This window comes from Bacillus cereus group sp. N14, from assembly GCF_016483555.1.
Taxonomy (GTDB): domain Bacteria; phylum Bacillota; class Bacilli; order Bacillales; family Bacillaceae_G; genus Bacillus_A; species Bacillus_A wiedmannii.
Map to the genome: position 1 here is coordinate 1 of NZ_JAEHBQ010000030.1, position 12568 is coordinate 12568.

Here is a 12568-nt window from a genome sequence, read left to right on the forward strand (position 1 = left end):
CGAGCTCCGATAGAATATCGAATCTCGATGGCTGCTTAGTCTTTTTAATACTGTCTACTTGACAGGGATAAGACCATAATTACAAGGCTTTTTGTAAACTTCCTTTATTTTGTAGTAAATACATATTATAATACAATCCTTGTTCACTCAGTAATTCTTGATGTGTACCTCTTTCTACTATTTCTCCATCATGCATAACAAAGATTTGATCCGCATCTTGAATTGTAGATAACCTGTGCGCAATGGCTATCGTCGTTCTCCCTTTTCTCATTTGCTGTAATGCTGTTTGGATCGCATCTTCAGTTTCTGTATCAATATTAGCTGTTGCTTCATCTAATACTAATACTTTGGGATTCGTTGCTATCGTTCTAGCAAAAGCAATTAATTGGCGTTGACCGCTAGAAAATGCAGCTCCTCTTTCTACTACTTCTGTTTCATACTGCTCTGGTAATTTTTCAATAAACGTATTGGCTTGCACAAATTGTGCCGCTTCTTTTACTTCTTCATCCGTAATTTCTTCATTGTACATACGAATATTTTGTTTTACATTTCCCGCAAATAAAAATGCATCTTGCAATACGAGTCCTATTTTCTTTCTAATTTCTCGTTCTTCAAATTTCTCTAAATCCACACCATCTATTACAATCTTTCCTGACTTAATATTATAAAATCGCATTAACAAATTCATAATGGTACTTTTTCCGCTACCAGTGTGTCCAACGAAAGCAACCGTTTGCCCTTGTTTCACGTGAAAAGATACATTTTTTAAAACATCACGTTTTCCATCATACGAAAAAGTAACATTTTTAAATTCAATTTCTCCATTAACAACTTGAGGATTTCCATCCCCTTTTTGAACTGGCGCTAAATCTTTTTCATCCATTAAATGAAATACACGTGATGATGAAACAAGTGCCTGTTGGAAAAATGATAATTTCATCATCATCTCGTTTACAGGCTGGAAGAAACGATGTATATAATTAACAAACGCATATAGAACTCCTACTTCAACAGGACTCTTCAAAGCATCAATTCCGAATAAACCAAGTACTAACGCAATAGCTACAATATGAACTAAATCAGTTGCTGGGCGTAAAAGTAACGCGTCTAACTTTAACGTCCGTCTCCCTGCACTATAATGTTTATTATTCACTTCTTCAAACTCTTTTCGCATACGCTTTTCTTGTCTGAACACTTGAACAATATTCATTCCTTGAATAGACTCATTTAACTTTGCATTTAACACGCTCAATTGATTACGTACTTCTAAATAAAAAGCTGCACTTTTCCGGCGATATAGCACCATAATTGCAAACATGATCGGAATTAATACGAGAGAAAATAGAGCTAGTTTTACATTTAATAAAAACATTGCTACTAAAATACCTATTAAAAAGACTACATTTTTGACAAATGTGGATAATACACTGACATAAAAATCTTTAATTGCTTCCGTATCATTCGTTATTCGCGATACGAGCGTACCAATCGGCGTACGATCAAAGAAACTTAATGACAACTTTTGAACATGATCATATACTTCAACACGCATATCTTGAACAATTTTAAAAGCGATATTTTGAAAATACAATAAGTCTAAATAAGTAAATAATACTTTTAATAAGTGAGCAATAAGATACACTACAAATAGAGTAACAAGTGCTGATTGATCAAAGTTACGTGGTACTAAATGTTCATCAAGAAATTGTTTAATTAAAAAAGGACCCATCATTTCAGTTACAGTTGCACCAACTAAAAAGATAAATGCTAAAGATAGCAACCCTTTATACGGCTTCATATAAGAAAGCAATCTACTTAAATCACTCTGCTTCTTCTCAGTCATCATACGCCTCCTTTCTCAACTAATGCTTCTAACTGCTGGCTCTCATACATCTCTTTATACCAACCGTTTTCTTCCATTAATTGCTCATGTGTACCTCGTTGCACAATTCTACCTTCATCCACAACAAGTATAAGATTAGCATGTTGAATTGCACTTAAACGATGAGCAGTAATAATCGTTGTTTTCCCTGATCTTTCCCTCTTTAATGCATTTAAAATCGTTTCTTCTGTTTTTGCATCTACCGCTGATAAACAATCATCTAAAATTAATATTTCCGCATTCGTTAATAACGCACGTGCAATAGAAATTCTCTGTTTTTGGCCTCCAGATAACGAAACGCCTCTTTCTCCTACTATTGTTTCATACCCTTCTGAAAATTGGAGGATATCATCATGAATACAAGCAATCTCTGCAGCGCGGGTAATTTCATTATATGTAGCATCCGCCTTTCCGAAGGCAATATTCTCTCCAATACTCGCCGAAAATAAAAAATGATCTTGCGGCACGTATGAAATGGCAGAACGGACACCGTAAAGTGTTACATCGCGAATATCCCGCTCCCCAACTTTTAATTCACCATTAAAATGGTCATACTCACGAATTAGACATTTTAATAAAGTCGTTTTCCCGGCACCTGTACGTCCGACCACTCCTAGTGTTTCACCCTTCTTTAAATCAAAGTGAACATCTATTAGCTGTAACAATTCATTTTTCTTATATGAAAATGAATCAACCGCAAATGTAACATCACCGCTCGCTATTGTATGCACAGCATCTTCTCTATTTACTACATCTGATTTTTGAGAGAGAATTTTTTCTACACGGTCATACGAAGCACGCCCACGCTCCATAATATTAAACAACCACCCAAAGGCTAACATTGGCCAAACGAGGGTACCTAAATACGTTGTAAATGTAACGAGATCACCTACAGTTAATTCCCCTCTCACAACTAATACTGACCCGTAACATACTGCAATTAAAAAAGAAAATCCAACGATAAGTGAGATTGTCGGATCAAACAACGAATCAATACGTGCGACTAACATATTTTTATGTACAACATCTTCTGACTTTTTTCGGAATACTTGTAAATCTTCTTTCTCTTGTCCAATTGATCGAATTACCTTCATCCCACTCATACTCTCTTGCACTTTATCATTGATTTCCGAAAACGATTGCTGCGCTTTATGAAACCTTTTATGTAATAACGTTCCATAATAGTTTGTCGAAATCGCTACAATCGGCATTGGAATTAAGCTTAACAATGTTAACTTCCAACTAATTGTAAAACCCATCGCTACGAGTACACATCCCCCAACTGCTAATGAGTCAACCAATGTTAAAACGCCCGATCCAGCAGTTTGTTGAATCGCCTGAATATCATTAGTCGCATGCGCCATCAAATCACCCGTACGACGTGATTGATAAAAAGATGGACTCATCTTCGTAAAATGTTCGTATAAATTCTTCCGTAATTGACGAGCTAGTTTTAACGAAGATCCAAAAATCATAATACGCCATAAATAACGTAATATGTACATAGTAATCCCTACAACTACTAACAAAATAACCCACTTCAACAACTTTTCAGATGTTAATGTTCCATTATTAATTTCATCTACTACAATACCTAGTACTTTCGGGGCTACAAGTTCAAGAAGCGCGACACCAAATAACATAATAATTCCGATTATGTACGCTCGTTTTTCTTGTTTAAAAAACCAAGCTAAATTAATAAATACTTTCATTTTTATCCTCCTCCCTTAAAATGAGCGATGTTTTCAGTTTACCAAAAATACAGAATTTTTAAAAGTTTTAAACACTTCAAAAGTCCAATAGGAAAGGGCACTCTTATCGAGTGCCCTTTAGCGCTTATTTTGTTTGTTGCTTGCTCATCGCGCTCATCATTTGATTGATTTTCTTTTGGGAAGGTTTTTGTCCCATTTGCATCATCATCATTTTTAACATTTGTTCATTAATTGGTGGATTTTTTTCTAAGTAGTTCATCATGTATTTGCGGGCAATGAAAAATCCTAACGCCACGCCTGCTACTAGTGCTACTACGCCCACTAGAATACCTAACCAAATTGGCATATATTTTCCTCCTTCATGTTGTCTACCTTACAGTGTACTAAAACCTTTTCAATAAGACAAGATACAATTCGACATTTTTTACACATATGTTCGTACTTGTTTTAGAGGATTCAGCCATCCGTACTTTGTATTTTCATAATCCATTGCTAAAAATGTTAATTCACACTTCCTTAGTACTTCAAAGAAAGTCGTTTCCATAGAAACGTTTCCAGAGGTATTCATGCGAATGTAGTGCGGTTTCACCATTATTTCGCCGTATTCCGCTCCTGTATAAAGTGTATGTGTATGATGTGTTCGATCATATTTACCAAGAACGCGCAAAGCTTGTTCTAATTTATGGTGAATTTTCATTACTTGTAATGGCATCGTTATATACATCATTTGTTTATATAACACTTTTTTCTCCGAAAGGGACCCAGATTCTGAAAATCGAGCAAATAAATCAAAAAACAAATATTCACGACCAAAGTAAGCTTTCGCAATATCCTCTTGAATTAAATACAATTCATACGTTTTCATCTTTCGCCTCCCAATCTGGACAACCTTTTCCCTTCATTATATAGAAGAAATTTTGCAATGATTGTCTGACTGCGGAGAGATAAAAAACTTTTTCTGTCGAAAAAACTCATTTACATAGAAAAACCTCTCCATGCCGGAGAGATTTTTCTAAAATCATTAAAGCATTTCTTTTACTTTACGAACAACGTTCTCTACAGTAAATCCATACTCTTCCATAATCTTCTCACCAGGAGCAGAAGCACCGAATGTATCGATACCTAACACATCTCCGTCAAGACCTACGTAACGGTGCCATCCGAATGTAGCACCCATTTCGATTGCGAAACGTTTTGTTACTGCTTTTGGTAATACAGATTCTTTGTACTCAGCAGTTTGAGCTTCAAAGCGATCCATAGATGGCATGCTGACAACAGCTGCGTCAACGCCGTCTACTGCTAGAGCTTTTTGTGCTTCAACAGCTAGACTTACTTCAGATCCAGTTGCAAGTAAGATTACATCAGCTGTTTCTTTCTTGCTTGCAGAAACTACATATGCACCTTTTGCTACTTTTTCATACGTATCGTCTTTTGCACCTTCTAATGTTGGAAGGTCTTGACGAGTTAATACTAAAGCAGTTGGTTTGTTTGTAGATTCTAGAGCTAGTCTCCAAGCTGCAACAGATTCGTTACCGTCAGCTGGACGAATAACAGATACATTTGGCATTGCACGTAGCGCTGCTAATTGCTCGACTGGCTCATGTGTTGGACCATCTTCACCAACAGCGATACTGTCGTGTGTGAATACATACGTTACTGGCAATTGCATTAATGCTGCAAGACGAATTGCTGGACGTAAGTAGTCAGAGAATACGAAGAACGTACCACCGTAAGTTTTTAAACCGCCATGTAGTGCAATACCGTTCATTGCTGCACCCATTGCGAACTCACGTACACCGTACCAAATGTTTTTTCCGCTGTAATCATCTCTTGTAAAGTCTTTTTCGTTATTCATGTATGTTTTGTTAGAACCAGCAAGGTCAGCAGATCCACCGAAGAATGATGGTACAGACTCTGCAATTGCATTAATTACAGCACCTGAAGAATTACGAGTTGCTGCTTTTGATCCTAATTCATAAGTTGGTAATTTTTGCTCCCAACCTTCTGGAAGAAGACCATTCATTGCCGCTTGTAATTCGTTTGCTAATTCTGGGTATGCTTGTGCATATTCACCTAGCATAGTGTTCCAGGCTGCTTGCGCAGTTTCACCAACATCTTGTACAGTTTTACGGAAGTTGTCATATACTTCTTCTGCTACATGGAAGTCTTGCTCAGCAGTCCAAGCATATGCTTCTTTCGTTAATTTTGTTTCGTCTACACCAAGTGGAGAACCATGTGAAGCTGATTTTCCTGATTTGTTTGGAGAACCGAAACCAATTGTCGTTCTTACTTCAATTAGCGTTGGGCGTTTTTCGTCAGCTTTCGCTTCTTCGATTGCTTTCGCGATAGCTTCAATATCGTTTCCATCCTCAACACGGATTACTTGCCATCCGTATGCTTTGTAACGATCTTCTACACTTTCAGAGAATGAACGATTTAAATCGCCATCTAATGAAATATCGTTTGAATCATAAAGCACAACAAGACGACCTAATTGTAAATGAGCAGCTAATGAAGATGCTTCAGCAGAAACGCCTTCCATTAAATCTCCATCACCACAAATAGCGTATGTATGATGATCTACTACATTATACGCATCACGGTTATATTTAGCCGCTAAATGTCTTTCAGCCATTGCCATACCTACAGCAGTTGCAATACCTTGTCCAAGTGGACCAGTAGTTGCGTCTACACCTGCTGTATGACCGTACTCAGGATGTCCTGGAGTTTTGCTTCCCCATTGACGGAAGTTCTTTAAGTCATCCATTGTTAGATCATAACCAGATAGGTGAAGTAGGCTGTATAGTAACATTGAACCATGACCTGCAGATAATACGAAACGATCACGGTTAAACCACGTTGGGTTATTTGGATTGTGTTTCATAAATTGAGTCCATAATGTATAAGCCATTGGTGCTGCACCCATTGGCATTCCTGGGTGACCAGAGTTTGCTTTTTCAATCGCATCGATGGATAATGTGCGAATCGTGTTGATAGAAAGTTGTTCGATTGAATGTGACATGCTATTCTTCCCTTCGCTTATATTAGTAAACGTTTTATACATTTATATGATAGCTTCCCACGCAAGATTATACAACATGTATCGACAAATATGTTGATATTTTTTTGGTTTTTCATAAAAAAATCAGTGATTTCGGGAATGTATGGGTATTCAATATGACATACTTTTTCATTATTTTTATTTTAAAAAGAAAGGGAATTATCTGTATATTTATTCATCATTTTCAAATTCCATAATGCAAAATATATCCTTCCCCATTTTTCACTCTGCAAAGCAAACGAATAAAAGAATTTAAATCTTGGCATAATTTATCTCGATCAAATACGTATCTTTCATATTCTCCATCAGTATTATTATCATTTTCCCATTGAAACTGCCCTGTCAGTTCGATTGTTTCTGGCGCTAGAGAAAGCATATTAACTAGCGAACAAAATAACTGTTCTGCTATCACTGCCCCTTGCTGTTCTATTTTCGTAATACCATAATAGTGAATTCCAAATCCTTCTGCTCTTTTCGCTGGATAATAGGTCGGAATCAAATGGGTAAAATCTAATAGATATACGATTAGCTCATCACTTAATACAACACACTCATCTATCGTTGCCTTTTCTTTATATAGAAAACAAAGTTCAATCCAATCTATACCTATAAAATCCAACCCTTTTTCTTCATTCGAAACAAATACAAACTCGTGCTGTAAAGCCAAATTATCCCCCCTATTGCTCACATTTATTATTCTTATTATATAAAAAAGCACCTTTTATAGGTGCTTAAAATAAATTATACAATTTTCTTCCGTATCGAACTTGAAATAAAATCAATGATAATTACCATTAAAATAATACCCAATAAAATAATCCCCACACGAGACCAATTGCGTGAACTCAGTGCAAAAATTAGAGGCGTACCAATCCCACCTGCTCCAATAACACCTAAAATAGCAGCGGATCGTACATTAATTTCGAACCTGTATAACGTATACGATAGAAAATCCGGTAATACTTGTGGCAATACTGCATACCAAAGTATTTGAAAGCGATTCGCACCTGTAGCTATTAACGCTTCCGTCGGTCCTTTATCTATATTTTCAATTCCTTCTGAATATAATTTCCCTAACATTCCGATAGAGTGTAATCCTAAAGCTAGAACTCCGGCAAAGGAACCTGGTCCAACAGCTTTTATAAATAAAAGAGCCATAACTAATTCAGGAAATGTACGAACAAAACTAAGTACAAATTTCCCAGTTCCTGCCGTTAATTTTCCACTGCTCATATTCGTTGCCGCCCAAAAAGCGAATGGAACAGATAAAAAGGCAGAAATAAATGTACCTAATATCGCAATTGCCAACGTATCAATTAAGCCATGTAATAAATCTTCACCATCTGGCAAAGATACATACGACCAATCTGGATTCAATACACCTGTCATAATTGCTTTTGTAATTTCTCCTGCCGTATCCTTTATTCCCTCTAGCGGGACTCCTGAAAAAGCCCATACATAAACAAATGCAAGTGCTATAAAAATAAACCAGCGATACACACTCGGTTTCTTCGGTTTTGGTACAATTATCGTCGTTTTACTCATTATAATTTCTCCCGCAACAATGTACTTACATAATCAATTAACAATACAACAACAAGAGTATAAATAATAATAGATGCAGTTTGTTGATATTGTAAAAATCCAAGTGTACGGTCATAATACAACCCAATACCACCCGCTCCTACTAAACCTAAAACAGCTGCTGCACGTACGTTCACCTCAAATGTATAAAGAACATAGGAGACAAAATGTGCTTTCACTTGCGGAATTACCCCATACACAATCCATTGCACTTTATTTGCTCCTACTGCTGTCATCGCCTCTAATGGACCTGGATCAATCGATTCCATTGACTCATACAACAATTTCGCCACGAGCCCAATTGAGAAAAAAGTAAGAGCTAAAATACCTGGAAGTGGTCCTATTCCAAAAATAGCTACGAAAATTGCCGCTAATAATAAATCTGGTATCGTTCGGATAAAATTTAAAACCAATCGAGCTGGACCGTACAAAAATGTACTAGTAAACACATTACTTGCCGCAAATAGTGCCAGTGGAATAGCTAAAATCGCTCCTAAAGTCGTCCCAATAATCGCCATACGTATTGTATCTAACATCGCTGTTGTAATAACTTGAAAATAACTCCAATCAGGCGGCACCATCTCTTTTAACAAATCAATCATATTAGGAAAACCAACTACTAGTTTTGAAAATGATGCGTCGACCTGTACACTACTTCCCCACAACAGTAAAATGACTAGAATAGCCGTTAACATATGTTTCAACTTACTCGGCGGCTTCGGTATCGATTTTGAATATATCGTCGCGTCATTCATTTAACTGCCACCTCTAATAATTCACTTTTCTGCGCTACGTCTCCATAAATTTCAGCAAATTTTTCATCCGTTGCCTCTTCTACTGAACCATCAAAAACAATTTCGCCTGCATGTAATCCAATAATGCGTGTCGCATATTGCCTAGCTAAATCAATAGAATGTAAGTTTACAATTGTTGTAATCCCAAAATCTTCATTAATTTTTTTCAAATCATCTAATACTTGCTTTGTTGTTAGCGGATCTAACGACGCAACAGGTTCATCTGCCAATATGATTTTTGCTTCTTGCGCCAACGCTCTAGCAATCGATACACGTTGCTGTTGTCCTCCTGATAATTCATCAGCTCGCGCATATGCTTTTTCTAAAATATTCACCCTTTTTAACGATTGAAAGGCAAGCTCCAAATCTTCTTTTGGAAATAGACCTAACGTTGTACGAAAAGTCGAATGGTATCCAACACGCCCAGCTAATACATTCTTCAAAACCGTTGATCGTTTTACAAGGTTAAAACTTTGAAAAATCATACCAATATCCCGGCGCATGCGTCGTAATTCTTTTCCTTTCGCAGCAGTAATAGACTCACCTTCAATCAAGATTTCTCCTTCTGTAATCTCATGAAGGCGATTTACCGATCTAAGAAGTGTAGACTTTCCAGCCCCCGACAGCCCTACCATTACAACAAACTCACCTTTTTGAATGTTCAAGTTTATATTATTCAATCCTTTTGTACCATTCGGATACATTTTGGAAACATTTCGAAATTCTATCACACATCTTACCTACCTTCTATGTATTCAAAATGGCAAACTAACTGGAAACATATGCCTTCCAGTTAGCTGCCATTTCCATATGTATTATTGCGTTTTTACTTTCTTTCCATATTCACGAACGATATCAAATTTACTATCATCAGATTTAACATATCCTTCATGTGAATATACTTCTTTAATGATTTTGTGACCTTCCTCATTCTTTCCTATTTCAATGAAAGCGTCCTGTAATTTCTTACTCCACTCTGCATCTAAATCAGAACGTACCGAAATCGTATCATTTGGAATTTTTTCCGTAAATTTCACTATTTTCGTTTGATCGAATATATTCGGATAATCTTTTTTCACAATATTACGAGCATCTTGGAATACAACAGATGCATCTACATCACCATTTAAAAGAGCAATCAGCGACTGATCGTGACCTTTTAATGTAACAGGTTTCACATCCTTTAGTGGATCAATTCCCTCTTTTAACAATACAGCCGCAGGCCATACATACCCCGCTGATGACGTTACATCTTGATAACCAATTTTTTTACCTTTTAAATCTTTTACACTGTTAATATTTGAATTTTTCTTAACTACAAACTCAGATTTATAAAAGTCTACTAAATCCTTTGTAGGAGCTCCCGTTTCATCATCTACTCCAAAACGTTGTGCTTGTAAAATTACGTTTGCAGCCTTTTTCTCATGCGCTAGCACATACGCTGTTGGAGGTAAAAACCCTACATCTACTTGCTTAGACGCCATCGCTTCTACAATTGTATTGTAATTCGTTGAAATGCTAACTTTTACCGGAATATTTAATTTATCACTTAATAACTTTTCCAATGGTTTTGCCTTTGCCTCTAACGTATCTGCATTTTGAGAAGGAACAAATTGAACATTTAAAGTCTTCGGTACATAACCTTTTTTCGTATCTTCAGTTTTACTTGCACTTGATTCTTTCGTTCCACAACCACTTAATAATCCCGCCGCTAGTACAACTGTCGTACTCATTGCAAAAACTTTTTTCAACATATTAATGCCTCCAATTTTGTTGTTATAAAATTGCCTTCCGTAAACATGAAGAAATATATCACACATTTTCACGTACAATTGCTTATTTACAGAATCTTTACACATTCTATACATTCTCATTAAAATTCTCTTCATATATTTGATATGCTTAATTAGTAGATAACAATAGAAAAGGTGAATGATATTGAATCCAAATCAAATTGTAACTTTAAACATTTTATTAACAAGTGATATACATGGCACTGTTTATCCAATTCACTACCAAGATAACTCCCAAGCTGAAATTGGTTTAGCCAAAATTTCTACTCTTATAAAAAAAGAACGTTCCCAAAATAGAAACGTTCTTTTAATTGATAACGGTGACTTCATACAAGGAACACCCTTCACTTATCATTACGCTACATACGAAGAAGATAAGAAAAATCCAATGTCTTTATTAGCGAACTATTTACGTTATGATGCTGCAGTTATTGGGAATCATGAATTTAATTATGGAATGGACATATTAAATAATGCTATTTCTACTGCAAACTTTCCGTATCTATCAGCAAATATTTTAGATAAAAACAGAAAAGAACCTTATTTCGGGAAACCATATATAATAAAACATATTGAATCAAATATAAAAATTGCTATTTTAGGGATGACAACGCATTACATTCCCAATTGGGAACACCCCCATCACATTCAAGATTTACAATTTGAAGATGCATTAGAAACAACAAAAAGATGGGTTTCTTACATTCGCGAACACGAGAAACCAGATTTATTAGTCGTAGCCTACCATGGGGGATTTGAACGCGATTTACAAACTGGGGTACCGACTGAAGTTTTAACAGGTGAAAACCAAGGATATGCAATGTGCCATGAAATTGAAGGTATAGACATTTTACTAACAGGCCACCAACACCGGGAAATCGCTCACACCGTAATGAATGGTGTAACAATTTTACAGATTGGATGCAATGGACACTCCGTTGGAAAAGTAACAGTAACATTCGAAAAAACAGAAAAAAAATGGAAAAAAAAAGAGAGTTATTCACAATTATTGCCCGTACAAGGAATTGAGGCTGACCAAGATATTCTTTCCTTGGTTGCCGATTATGAAGAAAAAACACAAAATTGGCTCGATCAACCTATTGGAGTAATCTATGGGGACATGCAAATTTCAGATGCTATGCAAACTCGTTTGCAAGACCATCCTTTTATTGAATTCATAAATAAAATACAGATGGATATAGCTAATGTTTCCATTTCTTGTACAAGCTTATTCCATAATACATCTCCAGGTTTCCCTAATCGCGTAACAATGCGTGACATCGTTTCTAATTATATTTATCCAAATACATTAAAAGTAATTAGAATAACTGGAGCGGATATAAAAGATGCCCTTGAACTCTCTGCTTCTTATTTCATATTAAAAGCAAATGGAACTATCATCGTAAACCCTACCTACATAGAACCAAAGCCGCAACACTATAATTACGATATGTGGGAAGGAATTTCGTACGTATTAAACATTTCCAAACCAATTGGCGAGAGAGTAGAATCCTTACAGTATAAAGGCGCTCCACTTCATATGAATGAAGAATATGACGTCGTTATGAATAATTATCGCGCAAGTGGCGGAGGGAACTTCTTTATGTTTCAAAATAAGCCCGTAATAAAAGACATACCAACAGATATGTCTGAACTTATCGCTAACTATATATTGAAGCACAAAAATATAGAAGCAACAGTCAATAACAACTGGAAAGTTATTAAATAACGGATATAATAAA

General features: G+C 36.0%; 11 protein-coding genes. 1 reads left to right on the forward strand and 10 read right to left on the reverse strand.

What is annotated here, in order from left to right; translation table 11 throughout:
- Positions 1-79: 79 nt before the first annotated feature.
- The 10 genes from JDS82_RS26350 to JDS82_RS26395 all read right to left on the reverse strand — a co-directional run bounded on the left by JDS82_RS26350 (position 80) and on the right by JDS82_RS26395 (position 10787).
- Positions 80-1843, reverse strand: a complete 1764-nt coding sequence (locus tag JDS82_RS26350; protein ID WP_000136741.1) for an ABC transporter ATP-binding protein — start codon at positions 1841-1843, stop codon at positions 80-82.
- Positions 1843-3594 carry an ABC transporter ATP-binding protein gene (locus JDS82_RS26355; RefSeq protein WP_199714180.1) on the reverse strand — a complete coding sequence of 584 codons (1752 nt, stop codon included), beginning with the start codon at positions 3592-3594 and terminating at the stop codon, positions 1843-1845. The genes JDS82_RS26350 and JDS82_RS26355 overlap by 1 nt, the downstream gene beginning before the upstream one ends.
- A 124-nt stretch (positions 3595-3718) precedes the next feature.
- Entirely contained in the window at positions 3719-3940 is a 222-nt protein-coding gene (locus JDS82_RS26360; RefSeq protein WP_001123316.1) for a YneF family protein, read from the reverse strand.
- 78 nt (positions 3941-4018) lie between these two features.
- Positions 4019-4459 carry a sporulation inhibitor of replication protein SirA gene (sirA, locus tag JDS82_RS26365; RefSeq protein WP_000860645.1) on the reverse strand — a complete coding sequence of 147 codons (441 nt, stop codon included), beginning with the start codon at positions 4457-4459 and terminating at the stop codon, positions 4019-4021.
- 156 nt (positions 4460-4615) lie between these two features.
- Positions 4616-6616, reverse strand: a complete 2001-nt coding sequence (tkt, locus tag JDS82_RS26370) for a transketolase (protein ID WP_199714181.1) — start codon at positions 6614-6616, stop codon at positions 4616-4618.
- A gap of 223 nt (positions 6617-6839) precedes the next feature.
- On the reverse strand, positions 6840-7322 hold the full coding sequence (locus JDS82_RS26375) for a hypothetical protein (protein ID WP_048565870.1): 483 nt from the start codon (positions 7320-7322) through the stop codon (positions 6840-6842).
- Between the two features lie 74 nt (positions 7323-7396).
- Positions 7397-8200 carry a phosphonate ABC transporter, permease protein PhnE gene (gene phnE / locus JDS82_RS26380; protein ID WP_048565869.1) on the reverse strand — a complete coding sequence of 268 codons (804 nt, stop codon included), beginning with the start codon at positions 8198-8200 and terminating at the stop codon, positions 7397-7399.
- Positions 8200-8994, reverse strand: coding sequence for a phosphonate ABC transporter, permease protein PhnE (gene phnE, locus JDS82_RS26385; protein ID WP_000996079.1), 795 nt, complete (start codon positions 8992-8994; stop codon positions 8200-8202). Before phnE (JDS82_RS26385) ends, phnE (JDS82_RS26380) begins: the two co-directional genes overlap by 1 nt.
- On the reverse strand, positions 8991-9764 hold the full coding sequence (gene phnC, locus JDS82_RS26390) for a phosphonate ABC transporter ATP-binding protein (protein WP_000569233.1): 774 nt from the start codon (positions 9762-9764) through the stop codon (positions 8991-8993). Before phnC ends, phnE (JDS82_RS26385) begins: the two co-directional genes overlap by 4 nt.
- An 84-nt stretch (positions 9765-9848) precedes the next feature.
- Positions 9849-10787: a phosphate/phosphite/phosphonate ABC transporter substrate-binding protein gene (locus JDS82_RS26395; protein WP_000915075.1), complete on the reverse strand. Its 939-nt coding sequence runs from the start codon at positions 10785-10787 to the stop codon at positions 9849-9851.
- Positions 10788-10971: 184 nt separating this feature from the next.
- Between JDS82_RS26395 and JDS82_RS26400 the strand changes: the two genes are divergently transcribed.
- A complete protein-coding gene (locus JDS82_RS26400) occupies positions 10972-12555 on the forward strand; it encodes a bifunctional metallophosphatase/5'-nucleotidase (protein WP_199714182.1) in 1584 nt (527 codons plus the stop codon).
- Positions 12556-12568: the final 13 nt, after the last annotated feature.

Bases quoted from the DNA above. Each gene is read 5' to 3' on its own strand.
- sirA (WP_000860645.1), bottom strand. From the start codon at position 4,459: ATGAAAACGTATGAATTGTATTTAATTCAAGAGGATATTGCGAAAGCT.
- tkt (WP_199714181.1), bottom strand. From the start codon at position 6,616: ATGTCACATTCAATCGAACAACTTTCTATCAACACGATTCGCACATTA.
- JDS82_RS26350 (WP_000136741.1), bottom strand. From the start codon at position 1,843: ATGACTGAGAAGAAGCAGAGTGATTTAAGTAGATTGCTTTCTTATATG.
- JDS82_RS26355 (WP_199714180.1), bottom strand. From the start codon at position 3,594: ATGAAAGTATTTATTAATTTAGCTTGGTTTTTTAAACAAGAAAAACGA.
- phnE (WP_048565869.1), bottom strand. From the start codon at position 8,200: ATGAGTAAAACGACGATAATTGTACCAAAACCGAAGAAACCGAGTGTG.
- JDS82_RS26360 (WP_001123316.1), bottom strand. From the start codon at position 3,940: ATGCCAATTTGGTTAGGTATTCTAGTGGGCGTAGTAGCACTAGTAGCA.
- phnE (WP_000996079.1), bottom strand. From the start codon at position 8,994: ATGAATGACGCGACGATATATTCAAAATCGATACCGAAGCCGCCGAGT.
- JDS82_RS26395 (WP_000915075.1), bottom strand. From the start codon at position 10,787: ATGTTGAAAAAAGTTTTTGCAATGAGTACGACAGTTGTACTAGCGGCG.